At 75.0% G+C, this 14,386-nt stretch carries 12 protein-coding genes and 1 riboswitch; of the genes, 7 read left to right on the forward strand and 5 right to left on the reverse strand.

The window, feature by feature from the left end; genetic code table 11:
* Positions 1 to 74: 74 nt before the first annotated feature.
* Positions 75 to 284: riboswitch (cobalamin riboswitch) on the reverse strand.
* 40 nt (positions 285 to 324) lie between these two features.
* The gene (locus D7231_RS23190; protein ID WP_120757432.1) at positions 325 to 717 is read right to left on the reverse strand and encodes a hypothetical protein; all 393 of its coding nucleotides are present in this window, start codon (positions 715 to 717) and stop codon (positions 325 to 327) included.
* A 217-nt stretch (positions 718 to 934) separates the two neighbouring features.
* Between D7231_RS23190 and D7231_RS23195 the strand changes: the two genes are divergently transcribed.
* The 5 genes from D7231_RS23195 to D7231_RS23215 all read left to right on the forward strand — a co-directional run bounded on the left by D7231_RS23195 (position 935) and on the right by D7231_RS23215 (position 4,288).
* Positions 935 to 1,291 (forward strand): hypothetical protein, encoded by a 357-nt coding sequence (locus tag D7231_RS23195; RefSeq protein WP_147449786.1) that lies wholly within the window; start codon positions 935 to 937, stop codon positions 1,289 to 1,291.
* A gap of 94 nt (positions 1,292 to 1,385) precedes the next feature.
* Complete coding sequence (locus D7231_RS23200) at positions 1,386 to 1,697, forward strand: hypothetical protein (protein WP_120757434.1); 312 nt, start codon at positions 1,386 to 1,388, stop codon at positions 1,695 to 1,697.
* A gap of 175 nt (positions 1,698 to 1,872) precedes the next feature.
* Complete coding sequence (locus D7231_RS23205) at positions 1,873 to 2,088, forward strand: hypothetical protein (protein ID WP_120757510.1); 216 nt, start codon at positions 1,873 to 1,875, stop codon at positions 2,086 to 2,088.
* A gap of 180 nt (positions 2,089 to 2,268) precedes the next feature.
* On the forward strand, positions 2,269 to 3,513 hold the full coding sequence (locus D7231_RS23210; protein WP_120757435.1) for a sulfite oxidase: 1,245 nt from the start codon (positions 2,269 to 2,271) through the stop codon (positions 3,511 to 3,513).
* 58 nt (positions 3,514 to 3,571) lie between these two features.
* Complete coding sequence (locus D7231_RS23215) at positions 3,572 to 4,288, forward strand: class I SAM-dependent DNA methyltransferase (RefSeq protein WP_422396749.1); 717 nt, start codon at positions 3,572 to 3,574, stop codon at positions 4,286 to 4,288.
* Positions 4,289 to 4,333: 45 nt separating this feature from the next.
* Here the strand turns inward: D7231_RS23215 and D7231_RS23220 are convergent, their stop codons facing one another.
* From D7231_RS23220 to D7231_RS23230, 3 genes are all read right to left on the reverse strand, one after another.
* Positions 4,334 to 4,954, reverse strand: coding sequence for a 2OG-Fe(II) oxygenase (locus D7231_RS23220; protein ID WP_120757436.1), 621 nt, complete (start codon positions 4,952 to 4,954; stop codon positions 4,334 to 4,336).
* Positions 4,955 to 5,118: 164 nt separating this feature from the next.
* Complete coding sequence (locus D7231_RS23225; protein ID WP_228774147.1) at positions 5,119 to 5,781, reverse strand: TetR/AcrR family transcriptional regulator; 663 nt, start codon at positions 5,779 to 5,781, stop codon at positions 5,119 to 5,121.
* A 331-nt stretch (positions 5,782 to 6,112) separates the two neighbouring features.
* Positions 6,113 to 10,198, reverse strand: coding sequence for a type I polyketide synthase (locus tag D7231_RS23230; RefSeq protein ID WP_120757437.1), 4,086 nt, complete (start codon positions 10,196 to 10,198; stop codon positions 6,113 to 6,115).
* A gap of 355 nt (positions 10,199 to 10,553) precedes the next feature.
* Here D7231_RS23230 and D7231_RS23235 point away from each other — a divergent pair, with 355 nt between their 5' ends.
* Positions 10,554 to 11,093: a LuxR C-terminal-related transcriptional regulator gene (locus D7231_RS23235; protein WP_228774146.1), complete on the forward strand. Its 540-nt coding sequence runs from the start codon at positions 10,554 to 10,556 to the stop codon at positions 11,091 to 11,093.
* Between the two features lie 97 nt (positions 11,094 to 11,190).
* Here D7231_RS23235 and D7231_RS23240 read toward each other — a convergent pair whose 3' ends face one another.
* Entirely contained in the window at positions 11,191 to 12,861 is a 1,671-nt protein-coding gene (locus tag D7231_RS23240) for a glutamate--tRNA ligase (RefSeq protein ID WP_120757438.1), read from the reverse strand.
* 261 nt (positions 12,862 to 13,122) lie between these two features.
* Here D7231_RS23240 and D7231_RS23245 point away from each other — a divergent pair, with 261 nt between their 5' ends.
* Complete coding sequence (locus D7231_RS23245; protein ID WP_241999868.1) at positions 13,123 to 14,349, forward strand: MFS transporter; 1,227 nt, start codon at positions 13,123 to 13,125, stop codon at positions 14,347 to 14,349.
* Positions 14,350 to 14,386 lie beyond the last annotated feature (37 nt).

Below are 14,386 nucleotides of genomic sequence, written 5' to 3' on the forward strand. Positions count from 1 at the left end.
TGCGCCGCCGCGTCGTGCCCGCCTGATATGTGCGCCGACCCGCCCTCGAGGTCACCGGGATCTCCGTGCGCTCGGCAGCGCACGGGCAGTCGGCAGGTCTTCGGACTCGCGGGCGCGCCACATGGCACCTACTGGCCGTCGCTTCCCGGACCCCTGCGGATCCAGTGCGTATGACGGCGGTCGTTCCCGCTCACCGCTGCGGGGCAGTCCCGGATTCCCACCGGGTTCCCTCTTGCGACGCGCCTGCCTGGCGAGCAGGGCGAACCAGCTGCACCGTCACTCTAGGCGGCGGGGGCAGGTCACGGAAGAGTGAAGTGGCGCGCCTCACGAGCCGGTTCGCGTGGCCAGGCGCAGCCGCAGCTCCATTTCGTGCTCACCGGAGACGTGACCGCGGAGCTCGGCGGCGAAGGCGCGCTCCAGTTCCTCCTTGACCTGGCGGACCGGGTCGGCGGCGCCGAACAGGTCGGCCGTGACCGTGCCCGACAGGGAAGCCCGCCCCGGCTGTGCCGCGCCCTCGCCCAGCCGCGTGCGGGTGTCGACGGTCATGCACCAGATCATGGGGCCCGCGCCGGGCGCGCCCGGGCTGGTCTCGCTGCGCGGCGGCCCCGCTTCGGGGAAGACGGCCTCCAGGACGCCGAAGACGGCACCCGCGTCCTGGTGGCCGCAGTCCGTCAGATGCACGCTGACGTGGTCCGCACTCTCCCGGGCATCCGTCACCTGCTCCTCCTCCGCCGTCGTTGCCGTGACCGTGGGCCGCCGCCGTGCGCGGGGAAGCCCTGCTCCGACCGTACGGCGCGCCCGGGTTCCGTGCCGCGGGCTGTGCGACCATACGGGCCAGGTGCCCCGTTCCCGCGCGGAGATGCCGCCCCGGCTCCGGCGGCCTCACCCGAACGGTGGAATGCGCCCAAAGTAATTGACTGATTACGCTTGGTGCATGACCCTGTGGAGCCCCGCACCGCCGCCGTCGCAGCCCGCGTTGCGGGCCGCGGTGGCCGTGCTGGTCTCCGTCCTGCTGCTCTTCTCCGGAGGAAGCGGCACGGTGCTGGCCATGGGCTCCGGCCCGGAAGAGACCCCGGTGTCCGTGGAGTTCGCCACCGCGGACGACTGCGTCGCGGACAACCGCACGCCCCGCGTCCAGGTCTCTCCCGGCAGGCGCACGTGCCTGCCCTCCTCACAGGACTCCGGGGGATCCGGGTCCCCACTGGCCTCCGGCCGCCGGCTGACACCGCCGGCACCCGAAGGCCCCGCGGCCACCGCGGGCCACGCGCACAACGACGTCCTGCGCTGCTGAGAGGAACCCCGCCCGCCCCGTACGGGACGGGCCGTCGCGTCCGGCACGCCCGGAACTTTCCTCACACCACAGGCACGAGAAGCAGAGAGACGTCATGCCCCTCGATCCCGCGCGTGTCCTGAGCGCCTATCTGCGCGCCCAGGTCTACCGCGCCCCCGAGCCCGACCCCGAGCACGCTTCCGCCGGAGGCGCGCAGACCCCGGCCGCCGCCCCGAACCCGCCGGCCCCCTCGAACCCGTCGAACGCGCCGAACCCTTCGGCCCCGGAGGACCTTCCGCGCACCGCGGTCCCCGCGGACCCGGACGCGGAGAAGCCGCCCCCCGCCCCCGGCCCGGCCGCGCCCCGCGGCGCGCCGCGCCGGCCCGGCCTGTTCGCCCGTCTGCTGCTGTACGTACGGCAGGAGTAGCCGTTGCCGTCGCGCGGCTGCCCGCCTCCGCCGAGGGGGCGGGCAGCCGCCCGGCCACCGCTCCGCCTGCCGGCGCCCGCCCTGCCCCCTTTCAGGTGAAGGGGAAGGGCCGGTGGATCCGGAGGCTGCCGGCAGCGGGAAGGGGAAGGCCGTCGACGCAGACGAGGGAGAACCCATGCCGACCGACGATGTCGAGCGATTCCTGGGGGCCTTGAGCCCGGCCCACCGCGACGAGGTCCGCAAGCAGCCGCGCCCGCAGCAGGAGAAGCTGGCCGCCGCCTGGGAGACCGAGCTCCGGGAGGACACCGACCTCGACACGCTGAGCGAGCTGTCACCGGCCGCCGCGGAGAGCGAGGCGGCCCGGCGCGTCGTCGAGGGCAAAGACTCGTAAGGACTAGTGACTCGTAAGGACTCGTAAGGACTCGTAGGAGCACCTCGCCGGCTGCCGTAGCCCGCGGCCGGGCCGCGGGGCGCGCCGCGGCCGAATTGTGGTGGGGACAGTGCCGTCCGGCGTGGCCTACCGTGAGGGGGAGGCTGCGGCCTGCTCCTGGGGCTTCGGGGAGGTCAGGGAATGTCCGAGCGCGCCTACGACCGCGACAGGCTCCGGCAGTTCCTGTCGGGCGAAGCGGCAGGCGAAGGGCTCTCGCGCCGGGTCGTGCTGCGCCTGATGGGCGCCGCGGCGGGGCTCGCCGCCGCCGGGACCGGCACCGGAGCGGGCACCGCGGCGGCCGCGGGGAGACGGGGGATCGTCAAGCCCCTGCCCGCCGAGCTGTTCACCGTACGGGACACCAACGCGGAGACGAACTGGGCGGCACTGCGGGGCACCGGCTACTACACGCCGGTCGACCGGTTCTTCGTCCGCAACCACACCTCGACCCCCGTCCTCGACCCCGCACGGTGGCGCCTGACGGTGTGGGGCGGCGGACTGCGCGGCCGGGCGGTGGAGTTCTCGTACGAGGACCTGCGGTCCCTGCCGGCCGTGACCCGGAGCGAGTGCCTGGAGTGCGCGGGGAACGGCCGCAGCTATTTCGCCGCCCAGCAGGGCGACGCGGTCACCGGCACTCCCTGGACGATGGGCGCGGTCGGCGCGGCGCGCTGGCGGGGCGCGCGCCTGTCGGACGTCCTGCGGGCGGCGGGCCTGTCGCGGCGCGCGGTGGACGTGATGCCGCGCGGCCTCGACCCGGTGTACACCGCGCACGGCACGGACTACGGGCACGTGCGCCGGCCGATGCCCGTGGCGAAGGCCCTCGACGACGTCCTGCTCGCCTACGAGATGAACGGCCGGCCGCTCCTGCCCGACCACGGCTGCCCGGCGCGCCTGGTGGTGCCCTCCTGGGTGGGCATCGCCTCGGTGAAGTGGGTCGGGGACATCGAGGTGTCCGACCGCCCGCTGTTCTCCCCGTGGAACACCGTGTTCTACCGCCTCTTCGGCTCCGCCTACCCGCCCGGCGGCAGCCCTCCGCTCACGCGCCAGCCCGTGCGCAGCGCCTTCGAGCTGCCCCTCGGGGCGGTGTTCGCCGCGGGCCGGGTGCACCGGCTGACGGGCCGGTCGTGGTCCGGGGGCGGGAGCATACGCCGGGTGGAGGTCAGCACGGACGACGGCGCCACCTGGCGGGAGGCCCGTCTGCACGACACCCCGCGGCCGGGCGGCTGGGTCCGCTGGAGCACCTCCTGGCACCCGTACGAGCCCGGGCCCGCCCGCCTTCTGGCCCGGGCCACGGACACGGCCGGCACCACCCAGCCCTTCCGTGCCGTCCCCAATGAGCAGGGCTTTTTCTTCGACGCGGTGGTCCGCCACCCCGTCCGTGTCGTCTGAAGCGCGGGCCGGGACCCGGGGCCCGGAGGTATTCGTGCGCCGCGTAGGGTGCCCGGTCGTGACCGAACGCGAGATGACCGAACCTGAGACGACCGGATCCGAGATGACCGGATCCGACCTGCCGGAGCCCGGCTTCCTGACCACGACCCGGGCGTTCTACGACGCCGTGGCCGCCGACTACGCCGACCGCTACCGCGACGAGCTCGACGGCAGCCCCCTGGGCCGCGCGATGCTCGGCGCGTTCGCCGACCTCGTCCACGCCGCCGGCGGCGGGCCCGTCTCCGACATCGGATGCGGCGAGGGCCGCGTCACGGCGCACCTGAGCCGCCTCGGGCTGTCCGTCTCCGGGATCGACCTGTCGCCGGGAATGCTCGCCCTGGCCAGGAAGTCGCACCCGCACCTGAGCTTCACCGAGGGCTCGATGCTGTCCCTCGACCTCCCGGACGCCTCCCTCGCCGGCGTGGTGGCCTGGTACTCGGTCATCCACACCCCCCAGGAGCGGCTCCCGGAGGTGTTCGCCGAGTTCCACCGGGTCCTGGCGCCGGGCGGCCACCTGCTGCTCGCCTTCCAGGTGGGCGACGTCCCGCTGCACGTGGCGCGCCCGTTCGGCCACGACGTGGCCCTCGACTTCCGCAGGCGGCAGCCCGACCGCATCGCCGGGATGCTGCGCGACGCGGGCCTGGTCGTGCACGCCCGCACGATCCACGAGCCGGGCGCGGACGAGACGCCGCAGGCCTACCTGCTGGTCCGCAGGCCGGCCGCCGACGCCGGCTGACCCGGCCCCGCCCCGCGACGCCCCGGGGCGCGCCGGGCCGCGGGCTCAGCGCTTCGGGCGGTCGCGCCAGAATTCCAGGACGGCCGCCCGCAGCGTGCGCCCGGTGGTGACCGTGGACGTGGCGTGCCAGACGGAGGAGTCGAAGGCGACGACCGTGCCGGCGGCGGGCGGCAGGGACCGTACGGGCGCGGTCGTGGGGTGGTGCGAGGCGCGGACCTCGAAGTGCCCGCCGCCGTCGGCGGGCCAGTCCCGGTTGAAGTAGAGCACCACGGTCAGGGCCTTCTCGGGCTCGTCGTGGTGCAGGGAGATGAACTCGCCCTCGGCGTGCGTGAACAGGCCGGTGTCGCGCGGCAGCCCGGCCAGGGCCAGCCCGGTGACCTCTTCCAGCCGCGCGGTGAACTCCGGCCCGTCGAGGCCGTCGAGCAGCCGCGACCAGACCGCGGGCAGGCGCTCCGCGGCCGGCAGCCGCTCGCCGTCCCGGGAGAGCCGCAGGGAGCCCAGCCGGAAGCGCTTGACCGGGCTGGAGAAGACCACTTTCTCGAAGCGGTCGGCGCCGGGATAGGCGGCGTCCAGCTCCCGGACCGCGGAGTCCGTGAGGATCCCCGTCGCCACGTGGGCGGCGATCGGTCCGCTGGTCCTGGTGAATTCGGCGGTGGTACGCAGCATCGTGGAACAGACCTCTCCTGCTGGCGGGCGCCCGCACGGGGCGCGGGCGGTGGCAGGCGGTGATGCTAGGCGCGCCGGCAGGAGGAGGGCTGTACGGAGATCCGTAGAGCAGAGATCCGTAGAGCAGAGACCCGTAGAGGAGTGACCCGTAGAGGAGTGACCCGTCAGCAGGGCACCGCGGCCGGCTCCGCCCGCCCCGCGGGGAGGATCCCGTCGAGGATGATGGCGCAGGCCGCGTGGAGTTCGGTGCGGAGCTCCAGGCGGGCGTCGCGCTCCTCCGCCTGGGACCAGCGGTAGAGCGTCCCGAGGTAGATGTCGCGCAGCAGGCAGCCGACGCGGTAGGCGTTGACGTCCGCGGGCAGTTCGCCGCGCTCCAGGGCCGCGTCGACGACCTCGGCGAAGATCTCGCCGGCGTACGGGGCCTCCTGCATCGGCCGGCCGGCCTTCACCCAGGCCATGAGCATGGAGCGGGTGACGTCCCGCTCCTCTTCGTTGATGTCGGCCAGGATGCGCATGCAGCGCTCCAGGGCGGCGCGCAGGCTCTCCTGCTGCTCGATCCCGGAGGCGCTCAGGCCGGCCCTGAGGCGGACACGCCGCTGCTCCCCCCACGCGCTGATGAGGTCTTCCTTGCGCTGGAAGTGGTTGAAGAACGTGCCGCGCGCGACGTCGGCCGCCTCGGCGATCTCGTCGACCGAGGTCGCCTCGTAGCCCTTCTCGGTGAAGAGCTTCAGGGCCGAGTCGTACAGGCGGCTGCGGACCTTGAGCTTGTTGCGCTCGCGGCGCCCGAGGGGGGCGGCGCGGTCCGTCATCGCGGGCATGTCATCCATGGCTGCTCCTGCTGGTTCATCGCTTCTCCGGCTTGCGGCCTCGCATGCCAGCTGCCCGGGTCGCATTGACGAATCCGCCCCGCCGCGAATGGATGATCATGCCGTCGCCTCGCCGACGCGGTACGTGCGTCCCCGGCATGAAGACCCCGCCCCCGTCTGGCGATCTACTTGTACCACGATCCATGAATGGTTGGAAGTTCATGAACTGTGGAGGAGTCGTGATGCGGATGCGGGGATACGGCACCGCGCGCCGTATCCCCGCCCTATCCGTGCCCTATCCGTGCCGTATCCCCGCCGTATCCCGGGCCGACAAAGGCCGCCCGTCTTCCGGTTACGAGATGCCGGCTCCTTGCAGATCACGGGCCAGGCGCTCGGCGCTCTCCTCGCCGAGCAGCCGGGTGACGGACACCACCAGGCCGTGCTCGGCGAGCAGTTGCTGCCGCAGCCGGGCGGCCATGAGTGAATCCAGGCCATAATCGCGCAGGGGACGGCGGGGGTCGATGCCGTCGGGGGCCATGGCCAGCAGGCGGGCCGCGCCGCGGACGAGCGCCGTTGCCCCGGCCGCTTCCCCCGCCGCCGCCCGGCCGCCCTCCGGGCCCGCTTCCGCCGGCTTCCGGGCGGCCTCTTCCGCTTCATGGCCGGATCCGGGTTCCGGATCGCGGCCGGACGCGGCATTTGCCGGGAGGGGCGCGGGAATTGCGGGGGAATTCGCGAATGCGCGGCCACGGGCCGGGGCCAGGGCTCCGCGCAGCGCGGTAGTCAGCGTTCTGGGAGCGTGCACCGCGCCTTCCACGAGGTGGGCCGCGAATTCGGGCAGGCGCAGCGCCGAACCGGTCCGTGATCCTGTTGCCGGCGACTCGGAAAGGCGTTCGAGAACGATGCCGCGGAATTCGGCCAGCCGCCGGCCGTGCGCCCCGACGACGGTCAGGTCGGCGTGGGCCCGGGCGCCTGTCCGGGCCGGGGCGAAGGAGGCCATCACCCAGGCGTGCGGGCTCAGTTCGTCATCGAAGCGCACCTGCCCGAAGGAGACGGGGTGGTAGGCGTGCCGCGCGGACGGGCCGGCGGGCGCGGCGGCCAGCAGTGGCAGCAGGCACGCCTCCCAGGCGGCCTGCCCGAGGCCGCCGGGCGGGGCCACGAACGCCACGGCCTCCCCCTCGCGCCGCCACACGTGCTGCACGGCCGCCCCGTACGCGTCGGGGACGCCGTAGCCGCGCCGCTCCAAGCCGGAGAGGAACTTCCCGGGCGGCTGGTAGTCGTGACAGCGCGACAGGGCCGCGGCGACGGCGCCTTGGAGGTCGGGTGCGGGGCCGTCCGCCCCGTCCGCGGCGTGCACCGTCGCGGTCAGGCACGTCAGGGCGGCCGTGGCGCCGCGCGCTCCTCCCGGCAGGGCTTCGACCAGGGCCGGGCGGGCTCCGTCCAGAGCGCTGCCCAGGCGGGCGCGCAGGGTCGGCCCGCCGGCGGTGGTGACGGCGGCGGCCCCGGCGGCCGGGCGCGCGTCCTTGATGACGAAGGCCGCGCGGCCCTGCGCCGCCGCTGCCGCGGCCTCGTGCAGGGCGCGCAGGTGCACGACCGGAGGGACGGGGGCCAGGCCGCGCAGGGAGACGGCGGGTGTGCCGGGGTCCTGGGGGAAGTCGGCGGTGATGTCCCCGGCCGGCCGGGGACCGGGCTCCGGGGCGTCCGGCCGGCGCAGGTGCTGCTCGTCCCAGGGGTAGGCGGGCAGCGGCACGTGCCGGGCCGGGCCGCCGAACCAGCGCTCCCAGTCGACGTGCCCGCCCGCCGCGAAGACCCGGCCGAGCGCCGCGGCCAGTTCGGCGTCCTCGTCCCGGCCGCGGTGGGAGGAGGCGACGACGGCGCCGTCGGCACCGGTCTCGGCGAGGGTCTCCTCCATCGCGGCCTGGAGGATGGGGTGCGGGCTGACCTCGACGAAGACGGAGTCGCCCGCCTTGGCCAGGGTCTGGACGGCGTCGTGGAAGCGCACGGGTTCGCGCAGGTTGGCCGCCCAGTAGGAGCCGTCCAGCTCGCGGCCGTCGACGGGTGCGCTGCGGACGGTGGAGTGCAGGGGGATGCCGGCGGCCGACGGGGCCAAGTCCGCCAGCTGCTCGCGGAGCGGGCCGGTGAGCCCGTCCATGAGGGGGGAGTGGGAGGCGACGTCGGCTTTGACGAAGCGGCTGAAGACCCCGGCCGCGTCCAGGCGGCACTTGACGCGGTGGAGGGCGGCCAGGTCGCCCGCGAGGACGGTGGTGGTGGGCGCGTTCTCCGCCGCCACGCACACGCCCGGCCCGTCCAGCCGGGCGGTCTCCTGCGCCTGGGGCCCCGCCAGTTCGGCCGCGAGCAGGCCGCCCTGCCCGGCCACGGTGCGCATGAGGCGGCTGCGGCGGCAGATGACGGCGGCGCCTTGCGCGGTGGTGAGGGCGCCGGAGACGACGGCCGCGGCGACCTCGCCCATGCTGTGGCCCGTGCAGACGTCGGCGGCCAGGCCCATGTCGTGCCAGTGCGCGGCGAGCGCCACTTCGACGGCCCACAGGAGGGGCTGGACCTTGTCCACCTCGGTGGGGAAGTCCTCCTCCGGGGCGTCGAGGAGCGCGGCGAGCGACCAGCCCGCCTCGTGCCGTACGGCCTCGTCGCAGGCGCGCAGGGCGCGGGCGAAGGCGGGGGAGGAGGCCCGCAGGGACCGGCCCATGCCCGCCCACTGCGAGCCCTGACCGGGGAAGACGAGCACGGTGCGGCGCGGGGGCCCGAAGACGCCCGGGCCCGGGGCGCCGTGCGGCGTGCCGGTGCCGGCGGCCAGGTCGCGCAGGGTGCGGGCGAGCCCGTCGTGGTCGGCGCCGGTGGCCCACAGCCGGTAGGGGTGGGCGTCGCGGCGCAGGGCCGCGGTGGCGCATATGTCGCGCAGCGGCAGGTCGTGGCCCGCGCCGCCGGGGCCGAGGTGATCGGCGTAGGCGGTGGCCAGCCGGATGAGCGAGGACCGGGAACGGGCGCTGAGGACGAGCAGGTGGACCGGCCGCACGGCGGGCGTCTCCGCGCTCCGGACGGCCGCCGGGCGCGCGGAGGGGGCCGCGGTCCGCGGCGGGAACACCGCGGAGGACGCCTCGGGTACGGCCGCGGGGGCGTCGTACCGGGCGACGACGACATGGGCGTTGGTGCCGGACAGCCCGAAGGAGCTCACCCCGAGCAGGGTGCGCCCGCCCGGCGCCGCGACGCCGTCCTCCGCCCGCTCCAGGGGCTCGTTGCGGGTGACGACCTCGACGGGGAAGCCCGGGCGGGTGAGCAAGGGGTGGGGCGTGTGCTGGTGCAGCGAGGCGGGCACGACGCCGTGCCGGGCGACGAGGATCGTCTTGATCAGCCCGGCGATGCCGGCCGCGGCCTCGGTGTGGCCGATGTTGCTCTTGACCGAGCCCGTACGGGTGCGGCGGCCCGCGGGCAGATCCTCCAAGGCCTGGGCCAGGGCGCGCAGTTCGACCGTGTCGCCGACGGGCGTGCCGGTGCCGTGGGCCTCGATGTAGGCGAGGTCGGCGGGGCGTATACCCGCGCTCGCGCACGCGGCGGTGAGCATGTCGACCTGCCCGGACACGGCGGGCTTGAGGAGCAGCCCGCTGCCGCGCCCGTCGTTGGTGACGGCGCTGCCGGCCAGCAGCGCGAGCACGGGGTCGCCGTCGCGCAGCGCGTCCGCGAGGAGCTTGAGGATGACGACGCCGGCCCCTTCGCTGCGGACGAACCCGTCGGCGCCCGCGTCGCCGAACCGGCAGCGGCCGCCGGGGGAGAGCATCGCGGCCTGGGAGTAGGCGATGGCGTCCTGCGGGGAGAGGATGACGTTCACGCCGCCCGCGATCGCCAGCCCGGTCTCGCCGCTGAGCAGGCTCTGGCGCGCGGAGTGCACGGCGACCAGGGACGAGGAGCAGGCCGTGTCGAGGGTCATGCTGGGGCCGCGCAGGTCGAGGGCGTACGAGATGCGGCCCGCCGCCATGGCCCGCAGGTGGCTTCCGGTGACGTCGCCCAGGGTGTGCCGGCCGCCGTCGGCGTAGTCGGCGGTGGCCTGCCCGATGAAGACGCCGCTCCTGCTGCCGGCCAGCGAGGAGGGCGTGATGCCGGCGGCCTCCAGGGCCTCCCAGACCACGGGCAGCAGCAGCCGGTGCTGCGGGTCGAGGCCGGCGGCCTCGGCGGGGGAGATGCCGAAGAAGGCGGCGTCGAAGGAGAACGGGTCGCCGAGGAAGCCGCCGTGGCGGGAGACGGTCTTGCCCGGGGTGCCGGGCGTGTCGGCGTGGTACGGGTCGATGTCGAATCGCTCGCGGGGGACGGCCGTGATGCAGTCCCGCCCGGCGAGGAGGTTGTGCCAGAACTCGCCGGTCCCGGTGGCCTGCGGGAACCGGCATCCCATTCCCACTACGGCGACGGCGCGTTCGGGAGCCAAGGCGTCCATGTGAAACCCCACTTCGGTCACGTGCTGAAGGTCATTGCCGAACGTGTGCGGAGCGGCGGGGCTGCGAGACGAGGAAGCGACGGCCCCACTGGCGTGGGCGATTGTGGTCCAAAGATGCACTGGAGATCAATGTTGGCCTGTAGGTCCCTCCTTGGACTGGCCGAAACTGCGCCATGTCCCGTCCGCTGCATCCCGGTTGGTCGGGTTCTGCGGTGCCCGGCCGGCGCCGGTTGGAGGTGCGGTCCTTCCGAAAAGTTGGGCTTGAGTTCAAGATTGCATGCCAATATAAATTTATTCGCCAGTTCACTACAGGCTTCACGACGGACGACAGGCGGGGGCAGCGATGGTGAGGTACTTGGTCGACAGGGAGTTCCGGGACGACGACCGCTTGCGGCGGACGCTTCCGGCACACCGCACCTACTGGCGCAGGATGTCCCGCCTGGGCGTCCTGCTGCACGGCGGCTCCTGGCGGGAGGGCTGCGGCGAGATCCTCGTCGTCAAGGCCGCCACCCGCGGCGAGCTCCAGCAGGTGCTGGGAGAGGACCCGTACGTCCAGGAGCACCTCGTCCTGGAGACGCGCATCAAGGCACTGGAAGCCCTCGTCGAAGCCGGCGAGCAGCCTCAGAGCGCCGTGCCCGGGCGGCCGGAACCCGCGGCGGACCCGGGGCGCCGTGCGGACGCGCAGCTCAGCGCGCACGAGTGGCGCGTCGCCCGCATGATGCTCACCGGGCTGACGAACCGGCAGATCGCCGAGCAGTTCGCCGTCTCGCCCCGTGCCGTGGAACAGCACATCACCCGGATCTACCGGAAGCTGTCCATCAGCCGCCGTGCGCAGCTGGCCGTCGCCATCCAGGGCGACCTGCCCCGGGCCGGCGAGCTCGCGGCCGCCGGCTGAGACGCTTCCGGCGGACGGCAGCGGCCGGCGCCGGGCGGACCGGATCTCCGGCTCGCCCGGCGCCGGACGCTGCCCGCGCGCCGCCCTCCGCCCTCTGCTACGCGATCGCGTGCTCGGCAGCCGCCGCGTCCGCCAGCGGGCGCAGCCGGCCCAGGAGTTCCGCCTCGCCCAGGGCACGGGTGACCTGGAAGAGGTCGGGGCTGCGGTCCGTGCCCGTCACGCACACCCGCAGGACGTTGACCACCTCGCGCACCGACCCGTGGTACGCCTGCGGATCCGCCCGGTACGTCCGCACGTCCGGCGCGAAACCGTGCCGCTGAGCCAGGTCGCGCCACTGCGCGTACCAGTCCTCGGCGGGCCCGGCGTGCCGGTAGCTGCCGGCGAGGTCGGTGACCAGCTCGGCGACCTGCCGGGCCGGCAGCCCCAGGCGGGCGTCGCCCAGCGCGCCCACCGGCGTGTGGAGCTCGGGGAAGAAGAAGCCGTACGCGCGGCGGAACTCGCTCCAGCAGGCCAGGTCCTTGCGCGGCGTCCCCGTACCGCTCCGGCCGATCTCCAGGGCCTGCACGGCCAGGTCCGGGCGGGCCCGCAGGACGCGCGCGAGCCCGGGGTCGTTCCCCCCGGCCCAGGCGGACAGGGCCCGGAGGGCCTCGTCCGGGGAGAGGGAGGCGATGTAGTCGCGGCTGACCGAGCGCAGCTTGCCCAGGTCCACCATGGGTCCGGCCGTCCCCGCCTCCTCCAGGCGCACGGGCTCGGCCAGGGCGCGGTCCGCCGGCAAGTCGGCCAGCCGGCTGTTGGCCAGGCCGCGCAGGTAGTGCCGCACCGCCTGCGCCGGGTAGCCGGCGGTCAGGTAGAACGCGGCCGCGGACTCCGGGTCCTTGCGCTTGCTGAGCTTGCGCCTGCTGGAGCCCTCGACCTTCATCAGCGGGGCGATGTGGGCGTACTGGGGAGGCATGAAGCCCAGGGCGCGGTGCAACTGGTGGTGTACCGGCAGCGAGGAGATCCACTCCTCGCCGCGGATCACCAGGGTCACCCGCATCAGGTGGTCGTCGACGACGTGCGCGAAGTGGTACGTGGGCAGCCGCCGGCCCTGCTCCGCCGACTTGAGGATCACCACGTCGTTGCCGTTGTCGAGCATCGTCAGGGCGCCGCGCACCCGGTCGCGGAAGCGCACCCGGCCCGGCAGCCCCACCGGGCAGCGGAAGCGGACGGTGAACTCCTCGCCCGCGGCGATGCGCTCCTGCGCCCGCTCCACGCTCAGCCCCCGGCAGCGCGCCCACTTGCCGTAGTAGCCGAGCGGCGACCGCGACTGCTGCTGCCCGGCCGCGTTCTCCGCCAGCACCTCCGGCGAGCAGAAGCACGGATAGGCCTGCCCCGTGCGCACCAGCTCGCGCACGTAGCTGAGGTAGATGCCCTCCCGGTCCGACTGCACGTACGGGCCCCACGCGCCCGCCCGGCCGGAGCCCTCGTCGGGGTCGAGGCCGAAGTAGCCGAAGACCCGCGCGAACTCCTCCGCGGCGCCCGCGACTTCCCGGCGCTTGTCGGTGTCCTCGATGCGCACGACGTACGTGCCGCCGCTGCGCCGAGCCGCCTCCTGCGCGAGCAGCGCCACGTACAGGCCGCCCAGGTGCACGGAGCCCGTCGGGCTGGGGGCGAAACGCGTCACGTGGGCGTCCGGCGGGAGCCTGCGCGGGGCGAAGTGCTCCTCCCAGACCTCGCAGGAGCGCAGGTCGGCGGGGAACCACGAATCGATGACGTCACGGTCCTGCATGGCACATCCTTCCGTCGTGCAACAGCGGCAGCAGCGGTGCGGGGTTCACCCGGGTGAACCGTCAACTGCGGTGAACAGAGCGGGTGTCCGGGTGCCGACACTAGGCCGCTCCGGCGCCCGCGCCCCGGGCCCGGCGCGACGGTGATGTGGGAACCCGAACCCTCCGCGCCGCGCACCGGCCCGCCCCGACGGGCGGTGAGCCACGCTGGTCCCGGCCGCCCCGGAAGAGGGCGGCCCGGACCGGAGGGAAAGGACGCCGACGTGCTGCGCGTGATCCTGCTGGCGCTGGGAGCCCTGGCGGTGGGCACCGACGCCTACATGACGGCCGGGCTGCTGCCGCAGATCTCCGGCGAGTTCCGCGGCTCCACCGCGGCCGCCGGCCAGCTGGTGACCGTCTTCGCCGTCTCCTACGCGCTCCTCGGCCCGCTCGCGCAGGCCGCGCTGGGCCGCCTGGGCGTGCGCCGGGTCCTGCTCGTCTCCCTGGCCGCGTTCACCCTCGCCAACGCCGCCGGCGCCGCCGCCCCGGACGCGGTGAGCCTGGCGGGCACGCGCGTGGTGGCGGGTGCCGCGGCCGGCGTCTTCATGCCCACCGCCGCCGCGGCCGCGTCCCTCCTCGCCGGGCCCGAACGCCGGGGCCGGGCCCTGGCCGTGGTGCTGGGCGGGCTCAGCTGCGGCACCGTCCTCGGCGTCCCCGTCGGCCTGCTGCTCGCCGGCCACACCGGGTGGCGCTCCGCGCTGTGGCTGGTGACCGGCATCGGCGCCGCCGCCCACCTGGGCGCGTCGCTCCTGCTGCCGCCCATGGACAGTGCGCCCCTGCCCTCGCTCGCCGAGCGCGCAGCCCAGCTGAAGGACCGGCGGACGAGCGTCGCCGTCCTGACCACCTTCTGCCAGACCGTCGCGAGCCTGGGCCTCTACACGTACCTGCTGCCGGTGCTGGACGCGGCGGGCGCGGGGCCCGGCGGCGCCGGACTGTGGGTGTGGGGACTGGGCGGCGTGCTGGGGAGCTTCGCTGTCGGCCCCCTGCTGGACCGCGTGCCCCGCCCCGGCCTGCTCACCGGGCTGCTGCTGTCGGCCCTGGCCCTCGCCCTGGCGGCGATCGGGCTCGCCCGCGGCCCGTGGTGGCTGTGGCCGCTGCTGGCCGTGTGGGGCGCGGCCGGCTGGGCCTTCGTCGTCCCCCAGCAGCACCGCCTGCTCGCGGCCGGGCCCGCCCGCGGGGCCGCGGCCCTCGCCCTCAACAGCTCGGCCACCTACCTCGGCGGATCGGCCGGCGCCGCGCTCGGCGGCGCGGCCCTCGCGGCGGGCCTCGCCCCGCACGACCTGCCACTGGCCGCGTCCGGCTGCGCCGTGGTCGCGCTGGCCGTCCACCTGGCCGGCGCCGGCCGCGGCGCCCGCCGCCATGGCGCGCAACCTCCGCCCGGGTGCCCGGCGGTGCCGCCACCCGGCCCGTCATCAGCCGTCCGGCCCCGTAACCGGTCACCGGACCCGTAACCCGTAATCCGCATCAGCAACCCGTCACCCGTCACCC

Source organism: Streptomyces klenkii (assembly GCF_003626645.1).
GTDB lineage: Bacteria > Actinomycetota > Actinomycetes > Streptomycetales > Streptomycetaceae > Streptomyces > Streptomyces klenkii.

Excerpts from the sequence above, each read along its gene's own strand:
- D7231_RS23195 (WP_147449786.1), top strand. The coding sequence starts at position 935 with ATGACCCTGTGGAGCCCCGCACCGCCGCCGTCGCAGCCCGCGTTGCGG.
- D7231_RS23205 (WP_120757510.1), top strand. The coding sequence starts at position 1,873 with ATGCCGACCGACGATGTCGAGCGATTCCTGGGGGCCTTGAGCCCGGCC.
- D7231_RS23210 (WP_120757435.1), top strand. The coding sequence starts at position 2,269 with ATGTCCGAGCGCGCCTACGACCGCGACAGGCTCCGGCAGTTCCTGTCG.
- D7231_RS23200 (WP_120757434.1), top strand. The coding sequence starts at position 1,386 with ATGCCCCTCGATCCCGCGCGTGTCCTGAGCGCCTATCTGCGCGCCCAG.
- D7231_RS23240 (WP_120757438.1), bottom strand. The coding sequence starts at position 12,861 with ATGCAGGACCGTGACGTCATCGATTCGTGGTTCCCCGCCGACCTGCGC.
- D7231_RS23230 (WP_120757437.1), bottom strand. The coding sequence starts at position 10,198 with ATGGACGCCTTGGCTCCCGAACGCGCCGTCGCCGTAGTGGGAATGGGA.
- D7231_RS23220 (WP_120757436.1), bottom strand. The coding sequence starts at position 4,954 with ATGCTGCGTACCACCGCCGAATTCACCAGGACCAGCGGACCGATCGCC.
- D7231_RS23225 (WP_228774147.1), bottom strand. The coding sequence starts at position 5,781 with ATGGATGACATGCCCGCGATGACGGACCGCGCCGCCCCCCTCGGGCGC.